Genomic DNA, 15,134 nt, shown 5'->3' on the forward strand with positions numbered 1-15,134 from the left:
TGATGTCCTCCTCTTTTCGGCGGGGAGTATCTGACCGGTGGCGAGTGGCGGCAAGGGGCAGCTTATCCGCGTCATCCCTGCGAAAGCGGGAACCCAGAGCCACGGTGACGCTGTGGAAACCGGCGCGCAATCTGCGCAGCGGTGAAGAAAGCGGCGGGTTGGCGCAGGGTGTGCCCGTGGAAATGGCGCAACTGGGTCCCTGCTTTCGCAGGGATGACGTGGTTATTCAGGCCTCATGGTGAGGTGCCCGGCGGAGCCGGGCCTCGAACCACGCAGAGCCTCAATAATGCGGTGGTTTTTCGTTGCCCGGCGCGGGCAGGCCGGATTCCAGTTCGGCGATGCGGTCATCGGAGGCTTCGAGCCGTTTCTTCAGCCGCTCGATCTCGCGCTGCTGGTGGGTCATCACGTCGGAAAGCTCGTCGAGCATGCGCTGCTGTTCGGCGGCGAGCATTTCCAGGGCGTCGAGGCGGGAGGTGGTCACACGCCTACTCCCACTCGATGGTGCCGGGCGGCTTCGACGTCACGTCATAGACGACGCGGTTAACGCCGCGCACTTCGTTGATGATGCGGGTTGCGGTGCGGCCGAGGAAATCGTGATCGAAGGGAAAATAGTCCGCCGTCATGCCGTCCACCGAGGTCACCGCACGCAGCGCCAGCACGTTGTCATAGGTGCGGGCATCGCCCATCACGCCAACGGTCTGTACCGGCAATAACACCGCGAAAGCCTGCCAGATCGTATCGTACAAGCCCGCCTTGCGGATCTCGTCGATATAGATCGCATCCGCCTTGCGCAGAATGTCCGCCTTTTCCTTCGTCACGGCACCGGGAATGCGGATGCCGAGGCCCGGTCCCGGGAAGGGATGGCGGCCGACAAAGCCGTCGGGCAGGCCCAATTCGCGGCCAAGCGCCCTCACCTCGTCCTTGAACAATTCGCGCAAGGGTTCGACCAGCTTCATGTTCATGCGCGCGGGCAGACCGCCGACATTGTGGTGCGACTTGATCGTCACGGACGGTCCGCCATCGAAGGAAACGCTCTCGATGACGTCGGGATAGAGCGTGCCCTGGGCGAGGAAGTCGGCGCCGCCAGCCTCTTTCGCGTGCTTTTCAAAGACATCGATGAAGAGCTTGCCGATGATCTTGCGCTTCTTTTCCGGGTCGGTGACGCCGTCCAGCTCACCGAGGAAGAGATTGGCCTCGTCAGCATGGACGAGCGGAATGTTGAAGGTATCGCGGAACAGGCCGACGACCTCTTCCGCCTCCTTGTGGCGCATCAGGCCGGTATCGACGAAGACACAGGTGAGCTGGTCGCCGATCGCCTCGTGGATCAGCTTGGCCGCCACCGCACTGTCGACGCCGCCGGACAGGCCGCAAATGACCTTGCCGCCGCCGACCTGGTCGCGGATCTTGGCCATCGCCTCCTCGCGGAAGGCGGCCATTGTCCAGTCGCCCTTCAGCCCGGCAATATTGTGAGTGAAATTGCGCAGGAGGAGCGCGCCGCGCGGCGTGTGTACGACTTCCGGGTGGAATTGCACGCCGTAGAATTGCCGTCCCTCGTCGGCGATCGCCGCGAAAGGGGCATTCCCGGACGTCGCAATGACATGGAAGCCGGGCGGCAGGCTGGCGACGCGGTCGCCATGGCTCATCCAGACGCGTTCCTCATGGCCGATATCGCCAAAGCCCTCGAACAACGGGCTCTCCGCGACGAGCTGGATGTCGGCGCGGCCGAACTCGCGCTCATCGCTTTCCTCGACCGAGCCGCCGAGCTGGGCGACCATGGTCTGCTCGCCATAGCAGATGCCGAGCACGGGCACGCCGAGTTCGAAGACCGCGTCGTCGGCGCGCGGCGCGTCGTCCCAGTGCGTGGAGTGCGGCGAGCCGGAAAGTATGACCGCCTTCGGTCCGAAATCGCGGATGAAGTCACCGTCCGCGCGATTGTAGGGATGGACCTCGCAATAGACGCCGCTTTCGCGCAGGCGCCGGGCGATGAGCTGGGTCACCTGGGAGCCGAAATCGACGACCAGGACGCGTTCATGATGTTTGGAGAGGTCTGTCATGGCGAGCGGATAGCGCGGTTTAATCCGAAACGCGAGTCTGGAGATTCATTCTTTTGTCTTCGCTTCACCCTCGGCCACTCGCCCTTGCAGGGCTCGCATCCTTTCCCTCTCCCTCGAGGGTGAGGGAGGAGCGCGAAATCGCGAAGCGATGAGCGTTCAGGGTGAGGGGGCTAGCCATCAAAAACCGCCCGCACCCGCTCGGCCGCGCCGGCGAAAAACGGCGTGTCGTAGGCCGCGGAATGAACCGCGTCATGATTGGCCATGCCGGGCTTTGTGAGGCAGCCCTTGGGCGCGACATAGCTCTCGATGCGGCGCTCCGGTGTTTCCGACCAGCCGAGATTGAAAGCGCCCAGCTTCGGGTAAAACCACATGCGGGAATATGCCAGGTGATCATGGATGAACCAGGCCATGGCGCGCCAATCGGCGCCAGCCTCGACCGCGTCCGCCCAGGCATTGACGACAATCGTGGCCATGGCGCCCAGGCCGCGCTCGGGATGGCGATAATCGAAGATATGGCTGCCATGATTGCTTTCATTGCTGGCGCAATTGAGCCCGTGCGCATTGCCGAAGGCGTTGACCTCGGGCGAGCGGTAGGCCGAGCGGATGGAAATTTTCCCGAAAGCGGCGGTCAGCGGCTCCAGCAAGTGCACGCACAGGCCGCGCGCCGCCTCGATTGCCACATCGGGGTAGTGCGGCAAATTCGGGATGGCGTGATAGTTCGCGATCTCCGAATAGAGAAATTCGCGGAAGAAGAAGTTCGGTGACAGGCGGACCCGGCCGAGTTTTCCAGCGCGGCATAGGACAGATGGTTCGTCATCGCCGCAGTTTGCGCGAATTTTCCCGCAAGGCGAGTCGGTGGTGGAACCTTCTAGCGCAACGGCGCAGACGGCCAAGGCGCGGCCGTGACCGATTCCGGACGCGCGGGCTGCGTGTTCATGCCGAGCATGATACGGGCCGGCCAGCGTCCCATCCGCAGGACAACAAGATGAAAGACGATCGGGCAGGCGATGCCGGCGGTCACGCCCATGGCGAGCCCGAGATAGGCCGGCGGCCGCCCGGCCGAGGAATAGAGCCATTGCAGCGCTTCCACTGCGAACAGATGGTAGAGGAAGATGGTGAAGGAGAAGCGGCCGATCCAGGCCAGCGGTTCGAAGCGCGGCCGCAGCACCAGCAGGAAACCGCTGAACACGACGCCCAGCGCCAGGCCCATCGCGGTGCGGCGCGAAATGTCCCGCGCGGGACCCGCAAACACGTCGAGCGCATTCAGCGTGAACAGGATGATCATGCCGCCCAGCAGGACGGCGATCAGCGTGCGCGGGATTTCCGGCTGCATGCGGTGCAATACCAGGCCGAAGGCAAAGAAAGGCAGCAGGTAGAGCATGCGGTCGAAGGACAGTAGCTCGATGCCCTGCCCGATCGGCGAAAGGAAGGCCAACGCTGACACGATGAACACGCAAGCGGCAACCGCGAGAGGCGCGCGGGGGAACATCGTGTCAGCGGCGGCCATGACCACGAAGATCAGCAACAGGGCCTGCAGGAACCAGAATTGCGCATAGGGAAGAAGATAGGCCAGATGGATCTCTCCGGCGGGCAGCGCATAAGGCCCTGCCAGCACGATATTGACGAAGAGGAAGGCGGTCGCGGCAAAGAGATAGGGCAGGCCCAGCCGTCCCAGCTTGCCGCGCAGGAAGCGAGACCGCCCGCCTGGCTCAACCGGCCGGTAGCCGTAGACAAAACCGGACAGCATCGCGAAGAGCGGCATGCGCAGGTGGAAAAACAGCTCGGCGAACAGCGCCAGCGGATGATCGTCCGCGATCCGCAATCCATGCCCCGGCGCCTCGCCGATGACATGCAGCGCGACCAGAAGCAGGCAGGCAAGCCCGCGCAGCGTATCGATGCCCTGATTTCGTTGTCTGGCCATATCTGCGTCGCGCCGGGACGCATCTCCGTTTTAAGGAGAATTGGTCGCAATTGGCAGGCCAGATGGAGCGCCGGGCGCCCGGTCGGTCATCGGACCGTCAGGCGCGTTTGCGTTCCATCACCGCGATGAAAAAGCCGTCCGTGGAACTGCGGCGTGGTGACAGTTGGAGCGCGCCGCCGGCCAGCCGGCAAGCTTCCAGCGTCTCGGCCGCCCCCGCGACCAACCCGCCGGATGCGGCCAGGTCGTCCAGTGTATCGCGCTGCGTGAACGCCCGGTCGCGGGCGAGGAAGGCTTCGATGCGGTCGCTGTTTTCTTCCGGCAGAATGGAGCAGGTGACGTAGACCAGGCGTCCGCCCGGTTTCACGTATTTCGCTGCCGTATCAAGAACTTCATCCTGTTCCTTGATGCGTTGATTCAGCGCTTTTTCGTTGACGCGCCACTTGGCGTCGGGACGCCGGCGCCAGGTCCCGGTGCCGGTGCAGGGCGCATCGACGAAGACGACGTCCATCCTGCTTTCGAATTCGGCGAGATCGGTCTCCGGTCCGTCATGGACCTGGACATTGCGCACCCCGGCGCGTTGCAGGCGCGGCCAGATCGCCCGCAGCCGCCGCCAGTCGATATCCCAGGCATGGATCTGCCCCGTATTGCCGGTCATGGCGGCAAGCTCGAGCGTCTTGCCACCTGCCCCGGCGCACAGATCGAGTACCTGGTCGCCCGGCTTCACGCCGGCGGCGAGGCCGGCAATCTGGCTGCCTTCGTCCTGAACCTCGACCCAGCCCTTGCCATAGGCAGGAATGGAATCGGCCGGCGCCGACTTGCCGGTCGGGTCGGTCTGCGGAATGCGGATGGAAGAGCGCGCCAGATGGCCGGCATGGGCGGTCGGGATTTTTGCGGCGACCGCGGCCAGGGCTTTCTCCGGATCGGATTTCAATTCGTTGACGCGTAAATCGACCGGAGCCCGGCCGGCCATGGCAGCGCCCTCCTCGGCCGCGTGCTCGGCGAAAATGCGCAGCATCGATTCTTCAAGCCATTCGGGGAAATCGCCGCGCACATTCACCGGTGCATCATGGATATCGCGGGCAAATCCGGCGAGCTCGTCCGGCGTCGGCGGTTCCGGCGAATGCGGATCCTCTGCGAAAGCCGCGGAGAGCGCATCGGCATCATGGCCCCAGACCCGGGCGACTACGCCCAATGCCAGCGCCCGGGCGCTGTCATCCTGCATGGCATGAGCAAGCGACAGCTTGTGGCGCAGCGCATCCATCACCAGGCCGGAAATGAAGGCCCGGTCGCCTGATCCAGCAAAGCGGTGCGCAGCGCCCCATTCCTTCAAGGCCAGCTTCACGGGCCGGCGCTGGGTGTCGATCGTCTCGAGGATTTCGATCGCGGCTGCGATGCGTCCGCCCAATCTCATGGTATTGCTCCCGATGATCCCTCCTTCGAGGGCGGCTTCGCCGCCACCTCAGGATGAGGTGTAGGCGGATGCGCCAATTTTGACCCGGTTATCCGGGTTCGCCTTTCTCACCTCATGGTGAGGTGCGAGCGCAGCGAGCCTCGAACCAGGGCTGACATTCCGCCTAGCTCGGCGTCGGATAGTTCGGCGCTTCGCGCGTGATCGTGACGTCGTGGGCGTGGCTTTCCTTCAGGCCCGCATTGGTGATGCGCACGAATTGCGCCCGCTCGCGGAAATCTTCCAGCGTTCTGGCGCCGGTATAGCCCATTGCAGCGCGCAGACCGCCCATCATCTGGTGCAGCAACGGCCCGATCGGCCCCTTGTAGGGCACCTGGCCTTCAACACCTTCTGGCACCAGCTTCATCTGGTCGCCGACATCTTTCTGGAAATAGCGATCGGCCGAGCCGCGCGCCATCGCCGCGACCGAGCCCATGCCGCGATAGGATTTGTAGGACCGCCCCTGGTAGAGGAAAACCTCGCCCGGGGCTTCTTCCGTACCAGCCAGGGCCGAGCCCATCATCACGGCATCCGCGCCGGCCGCCAGCGCCTTGGCGAAATCGCCGGAATACTTGATGCCGCCATCGGCGATAATCTTCGCATCGGTGCCTTCGCGGGCCTTTGCGGCATCGATGATCGCTGTCAGCTGCGGCACGCCGACGCCGGCGACAACCCGCGTGGTGCAGATCGAGCCCGGCCCGATGCCAATCTTGACGCAGTCTGCGCCGGCATCGATCAGGGCTTTGGTGCCGTCATAAGTGGCGACGTTTCCGGCGACGATACGGGTACGGTTGGATTCGCGTTTGATGCGGCGCACCTGTTCGAGCACTGAGGCCGACATGCCGTGCGCCGTGTCGATAACGACAATGTCGACGCCGGCATCGACGAGCGCCATGGCGCGCTCGTAACCGCTGTCGCCGACCGTCGTTGCCGCCGCGCAACGCAAGCGCCCGTGCCGGTCCTTGGAGGCCAGCGGGTGGGTCTGCGCCTTGTCCATGTCCTTGACGGTGATCAGGCCGATACAGCGGTAATCCTCGTCGACGACAAGCAGCCGTTCGATGCGGTGCTTGTGCAGAAGACGCCGCGCCTCGTCCTCGCCAGCCCCTTCCCGCACGGTGACGACGTCGCGCGTCATCATGTTGGCGACTTTCTCGTTGGGATCGTCGGCAAAACGGACATCGCGATTGGTGATGATGCCGATCAGCTTGCCCGGCCCGCCATCGCCGTTCTCGACAACGGGAATGCCGGAAACCCGGTGATGCGCCATCAGAGACTGCAGCTCGGCAAGGGTTGCACCGGGACCGATCGTGACCGGATTGACCACCATGCCACTCTCGAAGCGCTTCACGCGGCGCACTTCCTCGGCCTGCTGGTCGATCGTCAGATTGCGGTGGAGAACGCCGAGACCACCGGATTGCGCCATGGCGATCGCCATCGGCGCCTCGGTCACCGTATCCATCGCCGCCGACAGGATCGGGATGTTCAGATTGACGCCGTCGGCGATGACGGTGCGCGGGTCCGCGTCGCCGGGAAGAACTTCTGATGCGCCGGGTTGCAAGAGCACATCGTCGAAGGTGAGGCCTTCGCGAATCTCCATTGGAGATCCTCCTTGCTGCTTGCGGGGGCGGATTAACGGGGAATCGCGATGTGTGCAAGGGGGTGATGTTCACCTCGCCCTTCGAGGCTCCCCCGGAACAAGTCCGGGGTCGCACCTCAGGGTGAGGTGAATGGGCAGTTTTGTACAAGCCTACCTCATGGTGAGGTGCCCACCGCAGGTGGGCCTCGAACCACGCAGGAAAACTAGGCCCGCACCGCCACAGGCATGTCGCCGTCCCAGCTGGCCAGCGTTTCGCGGTAGAGCTCCGGCAGGCGAACCTTCAGCCGGGCACGCGCTTCCTCCAGCGGCAACGGGAAAAGCGCCGTCAGATCCACGGTGTGGAACTTGTCTGCCTCGCGGGCCAGGCGTTTCGCCTCTTTCATCATCCGGCCCACGGGCCAGGAGAAAATCTCGGACCGAATTTGCATGCCCGCCATCGCCCCCAGCCATTTCGGGCCACGGCCATTGGTCTGGGTACCTGTCCACATCAAGAGCAGCGCTTCGCCCAGCGGATCGCGGCCATAGCCGGTGAGCACATGATAGAGATCGTGTGTCAGATTCATCATGTAGGACACGGAATAGAGATGCGGCCAGTCACGCTTGTAGGCCGCCATTTCCTCGGGCGCATTGGCCAGATTGGCCTCATAAACGCCCAGTGGCGACAGGTTTTCGGTATCCAGATAATGCAGATAGGCCGCGGCAAACGTGCCGGGGCCATGGGCTTCCAGCGCGGCGCGATCGGTCAGGACCCGGCCGAGTTGCTCATGGTCGGCGATGATGCGCTGGCCATATTCGCTGCCGGCAAATTCCTCGAAAAATCGCTGGTAGGAGCGCCCGTTCACCGCATGAAAGAAGGCGAACACGAAACGCGTATCCTCCTTGTCGCGGACCAGGCCGCGAAACGCCTTCCAGGCCGCCCACAAATCAATCGGATAGGAAGGAAAATCGCCGCGCGGCGTGGCTTCCACCACGGTCCGCGTCTCGGCTCCCATTTCCTTTCCAGGATCGACATGCTGGCTGTCGGGCATCGCATCTAACCTCTTTGAGGCCATAAAAGTGAACAGTGTTTACCAAAACGTCAAGCGCGTCATTTCGGCGGCAGGCTCAATACGTATGCGTGCCCCTGCTGCAGCAGTTTGGCCAGCAAATCCTCATCGCCCATCAGCGCTTCCGGGATAAAGACATAGTCGCGCATCCTTGCGCCATAGGAGAGAAAAGGCCCGGCGTCGTGTTCGGCCATGAAGGCCTTGCCCTCGGCGGGCGGCAGGCGGATGCCGAGCTCGCCATCCTTGTTGACCTGCGAGAACATGTGCCCGTTGTCCGACGTGTAAGGCATGGTCTTGCCCTTGCGTTCAATGCCCTCGCATCGCGCCACGACGCGGTCGAAAATGGCGATGGTCTCGTCACGGGTCATGCGGTGGCCTCCTTTCTCGGAGGCTGGCATGGCGGCGCTGCGGCGTCGAGGGGTGGCACCCTTCCACGATCCAGCTATCGAGAACAAGCTGATCGCAATCACATTTCGTCATCCCGGACAGACGGCGGCCCGATCCGGGATGACGAGCATTAATCGTCAATCCCCGCCGGCGTCACAGCCCGTAAACTGCCGGGATGGCCGAATTTGCTGCCCTCATCATGACCCTGACGACGGCCGCTCCGACGAGCCGGATGGCAGTCGTAGTAGTAGTCGTAGTAGGAGGCGAAATCAAAAAAACTGGAGTCCTATCCACGCTCGCCAGACCTGTGGCTTCAGCCCCTAAATCCCTTGGCAATCAGATAGGTCTCGGCGCTTTCGGAACGGCTGGCCGGTGGCTTGGCATGACGGATGGTCTCGAAACGCGGTTTGAGTTTCGCCAGCAGATCGTCCTCGGTGCCACCCTGGAAGACCTTGGCGACGAAAACGCCGCCGGGCTTGAGGGTTTCGAGCGCAAACTCCGCCGCAAGTTCGACGAGCGCGATGATGCGCAGATGGTCGGTCGACTTGTGTCCCGTGGTCCAGGGCGCGAGGTCGGAGATCACGGCGTCCGCCGGCCCGCCGAGCTCGGCCTTGACCTTGTCCGGGGCATCGTCCTCGGAAAAGTCGAGCTGCATCAGCTTGGCGCCGGGAATGGGGTCAATTTCGAGCAGGTCGACGCCGACCACTTCCGCAGCGCCTTTTTCCAGCGCGACCTGAACCCAGCCGCCTGGCGCCGCGCCGAGATCGACGACGCGGTCACCCTTTTTCAGCAGGTGGAAACGCTCGTCGAGCTCTTTCAGCTTGTAAGCTGCGCGCGAGCGATAACCATCCTGTTTGGCCATCTGGACATAAGGGTCGTTCAACTGGCGCTGCAGCCAGCGGGTCGAGGAAAGCTTGCGGCCACGCGCCGATTTCACCTTCTCGTGCAAGGATTTGGCGGCGCGGGCATCGCCGCCCTTGGTGACCGGTCCGGAGCGGCGGCGCCGGCGGCGGCGCTCGCCATCTGGCGTTTCCGGGGGCGTGTCGTCGTCACTCATTCGGCAGCCTTCGGTTCAACGCCGGCCGGCTTGTTGCGGCCACCGCGGCGGCGACGCTTCGGCCGGCGCATCAGGTTCAGCAGCAGCCCCTCGCGCAGACCACGATCACCAACGCGAATCCGCTCGATGGGCCATTTATCCATCACCGCTTCGAGAATGGCGCAGCCGGCCAGCACGAGGTCGGCGCGGTCGCGGCCGATCACCGGGTTTGCCGCGCGGCCGTCAAGATCCTTCGAGGCGAGATCCAGGCAGGCGGCACGCGCATCGGCTGCCGTCATCCAGCTGCCATCGACGATCGAGCGCTCATACCGCGGCAATTGCATGTGCACGCCGGCGACCGAGGTAATCGTGCCTGACGTTCCGATCATGTGCGCCCGGCCCGCGGTGAACAGCGGTTTCAGTTTTCGTGCGCCGCGCGGCGTCTTGAGCGCCGTCATCGCATACGCCTTCATCGCCGCGTACCAGTCATCGGGATGCTCTGTTTCGGGAATCCGTTCCGACAGGGTGACGACACCGACCGGCGCGCTCGCCCAGGTGCGGACGGGCGGACGCCCGCCATTCTCGAACCCACCGCGCTCGCGCCATTGTGCCAGATCGACCCAGGACAATTCCGTCGACCCGCCGCCGATATCGACCACGAGCGCCACATCATATTCCTCGTCCATCAGGTCGAGACAGCCCAGCACGGCAAGACGCGCCTCTTCTTCCGGGGAGATGATGTCAAAATCGATATCGGTCCGGGCCTTGATGCGCTGCATCAACTCGTCGCCGTTTTCCGCCAGGCGGCAGGCCTGGGTCGCAACCGCCCGGTACTTGATGACGCCGCGGCGCTGCATCTTCTCGGCGCAGACCTCAAGGGCCTCGACGACGCGATCCATCGCCTCGGCGTTGAGTCGGCCGGTCTCGGTAAGCCCCCCGCCAAGGCGGACGATACGCGAGAAGGCATCGATGATTCGAAAGCTTCGCCCGGCCCGGCGCGCCACCAGCATGCGGCAATTATTGGTGCCGAGATCAATCGCGGCGAAGGCCGGGCCCGGCCCGTTCCTGCCACGGCCCGGACGCTTTGCACCGGTGAATCGCGATTGCGCGGCAGCAGGCTTGTCCTGCGCCATTTTATCCCTACCTCTCGCCGTCTCGCGCGCTGCTCCAAAAGGGCACGCCGCGTTTCGGCCTGAACTTTGCCTTCATCAGGCAGCATACGGAGAAGTTGCGGCGCTTCAAGCGAAACCGGACCGCCGCGACACAGTTGAGACGGAAGCGAGCGCAATGACGATCGAACGGGATGCCAGATTTGGAATCGGAGATGTGGTGCGTCACCGCCTTTTCCCGTTTCGCGGCGTGATTTTCGATGTCGATCCGGAATTCGCCAACACCGAGGAATGGTGGCAGGCCATCCCGGCCGCGATCCGGCCGCACAAGGCACAGCCCTTCTACCATGTGCTGGCCGAGAACGAGGACAGCTTCTACACCGCCTATGTGTCGGAGCAGAATCTGGTGGCCGACGCCGAGGCCGGCCCGGTGCGGCATCCGCAAGCGCTTGAATTCTTTGAAGGTTTTGACGGTGAACGCTACCGGATGAAAACGGCGGACCTCAGGCCGAACTAGCGCGCATAACGCACCACTTTCTGGTCGATGGCGCCAAAGATGCTGTCGCCATTCCTGTCGAACATCTCGATCCGGATGGTGTCGCCGGGCGTCATGAAATCGGTTTTCGGCGCGCCGTCGTAAATCGTCTCGATCATGCGTATCTCTGCAATACAGGAATAGCCCTTCCCGCCTTCCGAGACGGGCTTGCCGGGCCCGTCATCGAGCTTGTTCGAAATCGTGCCCGAGCCGACGATCGTGCCGGCGGTCAAAGGCCGCGTCTTGGCAAGGTGGGCAACCAGGTCGCCGAAATCGAAAGTCATGTCGACACCGCATTCCGGCTCGCCGAATTTCTCGCCATTGAGATGGCTGACCAGCGGCAGGTGGAGCTTGCGACCGTCCCAGGCCTCGCCGAGTTCGTCAGGCGTCACCGCGACAGGTGCAAACGCCGTCGGCGGCTTGGACTGGAAAAAGCCGAATCCCTTCGCCAGTTCGCCCGGGATCAAGCCGCGCAGCGAGACGTCATTGACGATCATGACCAGCCGAATCTGCCTTGCTGCCTCGTCTGCTGTCAGACCCATCGGTCCGCTGCCGGTCACAACCGCGACCTCGCCCTCGAAGTCGCAGCCCCAGCTGTCATCTCCAAGCGGAATATCCTGGGTCGGTGCGAGGAAAGCATCGGACCCGCCCTGATACATCAGCGGGTCGGTCCAGAACGTCTCCGGCATTTCCGCGCCGCGTGCCTTGCGGACCAATTCGACGTGATTGACATAGGCCGAACCGTCCGCCCACTGGAAACTGCGCGGCAAGGGCGAGAGCGCGTCGGCCGGATCGAAGATCTCGGTGTCCGCCGAACCTTCATTGACCTTGTCCGACAGCGCCTTCAGCGCCGGTTCGGCGCGATCCCAATCATCGAGCGCGGCCTGCATTGTCGGGGCGATATCCGCAGCGTCGGCAAACCGGCTAAGATCGCGTGAGACCACGACAAGGCGGCCGTCCGGGTGACCATTGCGAAGCGAGGCAAGTTTCATGGCAGTATCCGTTCTTGTTCAAGAGCGTCGATTGTTCAGGACGGTACGGGCTGGAAATGGCCGTCGTCGTTCATCCATTCAAGCTCACCATCGGCGACGCCGAAGCGCGCGCCATGGATGATGAGATCAGAACTGTCCAGCGCGGATTTCACGAATGGGTAGGTCTTCAACCGTTCAATCGAATGCCGGATTCCGTTCAGCTCGAGGTGCTCGGCATGTGTATCGACATCCGCGCCGGCATCCAAATTCTTGCGTACCTCGGCCAGCGCCGGCTGCAACGCGCTGATCCAGTGTCCGAGAAAGATGCTGTCTGATTCCGAATGACCGCCAGCGCACGCATGCACGCCGCCGCACTGCTTGTGCCCAAGCACCAGAATATTCGACACTTTCAGGACGGTCACCGCAAATTCCAGCGCGGCGGACACGCCATGATATCCGCCGTCCGTTTCGTAGGGCGGCACCAGGTTGGCGACATTTCGAACGACGAACAATTCGCCTGGCGACGCATCGAATATCTGCGAGGGATCAACGCGGCTGTCACTACAGCCTATAACCAGTGTGTGCGGCTTCTGACCCTTGTCCGCCAAGTCCTCGTAAAGCTGTTTCTGGCGGGGATACAGATCGGCACGAAAACGGGAAAATCCCGCGGCCAGCTGGGGAGGAATCGTCATTCCGCAGTCTCCGGCAGTCTCCAGGAATTGACATAGTCACGGTTCTCGACGCTGCCCGCATCGTCACCGACATCCAGCGGATCTCGGGTATCGATCATGACGGCGTATTCGTCGGTCGCGGCTTTTGTTTGCACAAGCATGTTCTTGAGCGCCTTGGGATGCGGGCCGTGCGTGAATCCGGACGGATGGAAAGTCATCATGCCGGCATCGATATTGTCGCGGCTGAAGAAATCGCCGGCATGGTAGAACAGCACTTCGTCGTAATCGTCATTATTGTGGAAAAACGGCACTTTGAGCGCCCCCGGATCGGTCTCGAACGGACGCGGCGCAAAGGTGCAGACCACAAAGCGGTCCGACAGGAAGGTGGTGTGGGCGCTCGGCGGCAGATGATAGCGATGGCTCATCAGCGGCCGGATATCCTTCACATTGAGGCGTACCGGCGCCAGCTCGCCATGCCAGCCGACCGCGTCCAGCGGGTTGAACGGATAGGTTATGCGGCTGACCTCCCCGCGCTTCTTCACCGAAACCGTCCATTCATGGTTCTCGTCGGCCTGCTGGGCCTTGAAGGCATCATCGATCTTCGGCGCATCGAGGATCGCCGGATCGAAGACGGCGTGCGGGCCGACCAAGCCCTTGTCCGGCAGGGTGTAATGCGTGTTGGTCGCCTCGATCATCAGGATCGACAGCGGCTCGCTCTGCGACAGCCGCCACATCGTACCGCGCGGCAGATAAACGTAATCGCCCTTCACCACTTCGATATGGCCGAAATCGCAGAACAAATCCGCCTGACCCTCATGGATGAAAAGGAGTTGATCGCCATCGCCATTGCGAGCGAGCCCCGTCATCGGCTCGGCCAGCTTCCAGAAACGGATATCGGTCGACTTGTTGTGCAGGACCGATCGTGATTCCCAGGGCGAGTTCTCGGCGCCATTGAGCGCATTGAGGTCGAAGGCGCGTGGCTGCAGCGGGCCCTCGAATTTGACCCAGCCCGTGGGTGGATTCCGGTGATGCAGGAAGGCGGCCGGGCCAAAGAAGCCTTCCTTGGACATTTCGCGCTCGAACGTGCCCTCGGGCATGTCGGCATGCGCCTGGCGGGAGGCGTTGCCTTCGACGCGGGATGCGTAAATCCATTTACGATTGGCCATTGCGGGACTCCTGCCAGCTGTTCGCGGGCAATTTAGTTACAAATGAAACTAAATGGAAGCCGCGTTATTCCTCGTCGCCATAGATCGCCACGATCCGGTCGCGGTCAGACCCCCAGGACGCGCGGTACATGCCCGGCGTGTTGAAGCTCCAGGCGGTTTCGCCGGTGATCGACAGGACGATGACACCGCCATCGCCGTCGAGATCGGTCAGCGCGCCCTGGATCACCGTGTCAGCGGCATCCTGGGCGGCATAGGGATGGTCTTCCGCGCCGCGATCGATGACGTCCAGCTCATGACAAATGCGTGCCGCCACGTTGAGGCGGATGAAATATTCACCGGTGCCGGTCGCCGAGACGCCGCACAGCGCGTTGGCGTAGGTGCCGGCGCCGATGACCGGGCTGTCGCCGACCCGGCCCCAGCGCTTCGCCGTCGTGCCGCCGGTCGATGTGCCGGCGGCAATGGTCCCGGCCTGGTCTAGCGCGACGACGCCGACCGTGCCGAAGCGATGTTCGCGTTCAAGCAGATCGAGATGGCCTTCCTCGACTTCCTCGGGCTCTGGCGCGCCGTCCGGCCGATCCGGCAAGGGCAAGCCCATCTCGCCGACCGCGCGTTCCATCGAGCGCCAGCGGCGTTCGGTGAAGTAAAAGGCAGGCTCCACGAATTCGAGCTCCTGATCGCGGGCAAAGGATTCTGCGCCCTCACCGGTCAGCATGACGTGGCGACTGGCTTCCATGACGGCGCGGGCTGCCGTGATGGGGTACCGGATTCCCGTTACGCCCGCGACTGCGCCGGCTTCGAGCGTGTCGCCAACCATGATGGAGGCATCCAGTTCGTTGCGGCCCTCCGCCGTGAACACCGCGCCGCGCCCGGCATTGAACAGCGGATCGTCCTCCATCGCGCGGATGATCTGCTCAACGGCATCGATTGCGTCACCGCCCGAGCTGAGGATCTCGCCGCCCCGGTCGAGCGCCGCATCCAGCGCTGCTCGGTATGCCGCCTCGGTTTCAGCGTCCATGGATTCCCGTTCGATGACACCGGCGCCGCCATGGATGACGATCGCCCATCGGTTGTCGTCCTGTGCCAGCGCCGGGACCGCGAATACCGTCGTGATCAATACTGCCGCGATTGCTTTCATATGCCCTTCCCCGTTTTGACGTGGCTTCCGACAATGTTGCGCATCATTGCTCCCCCGTT

15 protein-coding genes are annotated in these 15,134 nt (G+C 63.2%); 1 reads left to right on the forward strand and 14 read right to left on the reverse strand.

The window, feature by feature from the left end:
• Positions 1 to 280 precede the first annotated feature (280 nt).
• From ACOOFN_RS01325 to ACOOFN_RS01370, 10 genes are all read right to left on the reverse strand, one after another.
• Complete coding sequence (locus tag ACOOFN_RS01325) at positions 281 to 481, reverse strand: SlyX family protein (RefSeq protein ID WP_420432907.1); 201 nt, start codon at positions 479 to 481, stop codon at positions 281 to 283.
• A 4-nt stretch (positions 482 to 485) separates the two neighbouring features.
• Entirely contained in the window at positions 486 to 2,054 is a 1,569-nt protein-coding gene (guaA, locus tag ACOOFN_RS01330) for a glutamine-hydrolyzing GMP synthase (RefSeq protein WP_420432909.1), read from the reverse strand.
• Positions 2,055 to 2,224: 170 nt separating this feature from the next.
• Entirely contained in the window at positions 2,225 to 2,947 is a 723-nt protein-coding gene (locus tag ACOOFN_RS01335) for a hypothetical protein (RefSeq protein ID WP_420432911.1), read from the reverse strand.
• The gene (locus ACOOFN_RS01340; protein ID WP_420432913.1) at positions 2,923 to 3,975 is read right to left on the reverse strand and encodes an acyltransferase family protein; all 1,053 of its coding nucleotides are present in this window, start codon (positions 3,973 to 3,975) and stop codon (positions 2,923 to 2,925) included. Before ACOOFN_RS01340 ends, ACOOFN_RS01335 begins: the two co-directional genes overlap by 25 nt.
• 97 nt (positions 3,976 to 4,072) lie before the next feature.
• The gene (locus tag ACOOFN_RS01345; RefSeq protein WP_420432915.1) at positions 4,073 to 5,386 is read right to left on the reverse strand and encodes an RsmB/NOP family class I SAM-dependent RNA methyltransferase; all 1,314 of its coding nucleotides are present in this window, start codon (positions 5,384 to 5,386) and stop codon (positions 4,073 to 4,075) included.
• Positions 5,387 to 5,549: 163 nt separating this feature from the next.
• Positions 5,550 to 7,019: an IMP dehydrogenase gene (gene guaB, locus ACOOFN_RS01350; RefSeq protein ID WP_420432917.1), complete on the reverse strand. Its 1,470-nt coding sequence runs from the start codon at positions 7,017 to 7,019 to the stop codon at positions 5,550 to 5,552.
• 203 nt (positions 7,020 to 7,222) lie between these two features.
• Entirely contained in the window at positions 7,223 to 8,071 is an 849-nt protein-coding gene (locus ACOOFN_RS01355; RefSeq protein WP_420432919.1) for a Coq4 family protein, read from the reverse strand.
• Positions 8,072 to 8,106: 35 nt separating this feature from the next.
• Positions 8,107 to 8,433, reverse strand: coding sequence for a hypothetical protein (locus ACOOFN_RS01360; protein ID WP_420432921.1), 327 nt, complete (start codon positions 8,431 to 8,433; stop codon positions 8,107 to 8,109).
• A gap of 332 nt (positions 8,434 to 8,765) precedes the next feature.
• Entirely contained in the window at positions 8,766 to 9,509 is a 744-nt protein-coding gene (locus ACOOFN_RS01365) for an RlmE family RNA methyltransferase (RefSeq protein WP_420432923.1), read from the reverse strand.
• On the reverse strand, positions 9,506 to 10,621 hold the full coding sequence (locus ACOOFN_RS01370; RefSeq protein WP_420432925.1) for a Ppx/GppA phosphatase family protein: 1,116 nt from the start codon (positions 10,619 to 10,621) through the stop codon (positions 9,506 to 9,508). Before ACOOFN_RS01370 ends, ACOOFN_RS01365 begins: the two co-directional genes overlap by 4 nt.
• 154 nt (positions 10,622 to 10,775) lie before the next feature.
• Between ACOOFN_RS01370 and hspQ the strand changes: the two genes are divergently transcribed.
• On the forward strand, positions 10,776 to 11,114 hold the full coding sequence (gene hspQ, locus ACOOFN_RS01375; protein ID WP_420432927.1) for a heat shock protein HspQ: 339 nt from the start codon (positions 10,776 to 10,778) through the stop codon (positions 11,112 to 11,114).
• Here hspQ and ACOOFN_RS01380 read toward each other — a convergent pair.
• The 4 genes from ACOOFN_RS01380 to ACOOFN_RS01395 all read right to left on the reverse strand — a co-directional run bounded on the left by ACOOFN_RS01380 (position 11,111) and on the right by ACOOFN_RS01395 (position 15,075).
• Positions 11,111 to 12,124 carry a fumarylacetoacetate hydrolase family protein gene (locus tag ACOOFN_RS01380; RefSeq protein ID WP_420432929.1) on the reverse strand — a complete coding sequence of 338 codons (1,014 nt, stop codon included), beginning with the start codon at positions 12,122 to 12,124 and terminating at the stop codon, positions 11,111 to 11,113. The two genes, hspQ and ACOOFN_RS01380, sit on opposite strands and share 4 nt — an antisense overlap.
• A gap of 35 nt (positions 12,125 to 12,159) precedes the next feature.
• On the reverse strand, positions 12,160 to 12,795 hold the full coding sequence (locus tag ACOOFN_RS01385) for a carbonic anhydrase (RefSeq protein WP_420432931.1): 636 nt from the start codon (positions 12,793 to 12,795) through the stop codon (positions 12,160 to 12,162).
• Complete coding sequence (locus ACOOFN_RS01390; protein ID WP_420432933.1) at positions 12,792 to 13,940, reverse strand: homogentisate 1,2-dioxygenase; 1,149 nt, start codon at positions 13,938 to 13,940, stop codon at positions 12,792 to 12,794. Before ACOOFN_RS01390 ends, ACOOFN_RS01385 begins: the two co-directional genes overlap by 4 nt.
• Positions 13,941 to 14,004: 64 nt before the next feature.
• Entirely contained in the window at positions 14,005 to 15,075 is a 1,071-nt protein-coding gene (locus ACOOFN_RS01395; RefSeq protein ID WP_420432935.1) for an isoaspartyl peptidase/L-asparaginase family protein, read from the reverse strand.
• Positions 15,076 to 15,134: the final 59 nt, after the last annotated feature.

Source organism: Hyphobacterium sp., assembly GCF_965217055.1.
Lineage (GTDB): Bacteria > Pseudomonadota > Alphaproteobacteria > Caulobacterales > Maricaulaceae > Hyphobacterium.

Coding starts and splice junctions, on each gene's coding strand:
- guaA (WP_420432909.1), bottom strand. CDS start 2,054: ATGACAGACCTCTCCAAACATCATGAACGCGTCCTGGTCGTCGATTTC.
- ACOOFN_RS01340 (WP_420432913.1), bottom strand. CDS start 3,975: ATGGCCAGACAACGAAATCAGGGCATCGATACGCTGCGCGGGCTTGCC.
- ACOOFN_RS01345 (WP_420432915.1), bottom strand. CDS start 5,386: ATGAGATTGGGCGGACGCATCGCAGCCGCGATCGAAATCCTCGAGACG.
- guaB (WP_420432917.1), bottom strand. CDS start 7,019: ATGGAGATTCGCGAAGGCCTCACCTTCGACGATGTGCTCTTGCAACCC.
- ACOOFN_RS01355 (WP_420432919.1), bottom strand. CDS start 8,071: ATGGCCTCAAAGAGGTTAGATGCGATGCCCGACAGCCAGCATGTCGAT.
- ACOOFN_RS01360 (WP_420432921.1), bottom strand. CDS start 8,433: ATGACCCGTGACGAGACCATCGCCATTTTCGACCGCGTCGTGGCGCGA.
- ACOOFN_RS01365 (WP_420432923.1), bottom strand. CDS start 9,509: ATGAGTGACGACGACACGCCCCCGGAAACGCCAGATGGCGAGCGCCGC.
- ACOOFN_RS01370 (WP_420432925.1), bottom strand. CDS start 10,621: ATGGCGCAGGACAAGCCTGCTGCCGCGCAATCGCGATTCACCGGTGCA.
- hspQ (WP_420432927.1), top strand. CDS start 10,776: ATGACGATCGAACGGGATGCCAGATTTGGAATCGGAGATGTGGTGCGT.
- ACOOFN_RS01380 (WP_420432929.1), bottom strand. CDS start 12,124: ATGAAACTTGCCTCGCTTCGCAATGGTCACCCGGACGGCCGCCTTGTC.
- ACOOFN_RS01385 (WP_420432931.1), bottom strand. CDS start 12,795: ATGACGATTCCTCCCCAGCTGGCCGCGGGATTTTCCCGTTTTCGTGCC.
- ACOOFN_RS01390 (WP_420432933.1), bottom strand. CDS start 13,940: ATGGCCAATCGTAAATGGATTTACGCATCCCGCGTCGAAGGCAACGCC.
- ACOOFN_RS01395 (WP_420432935.1), bottom strand. CDS start 15,075: ATGAAAGCAATCGCGGCAGTATTGATCACGACGGTATTCGCGGTCCCG.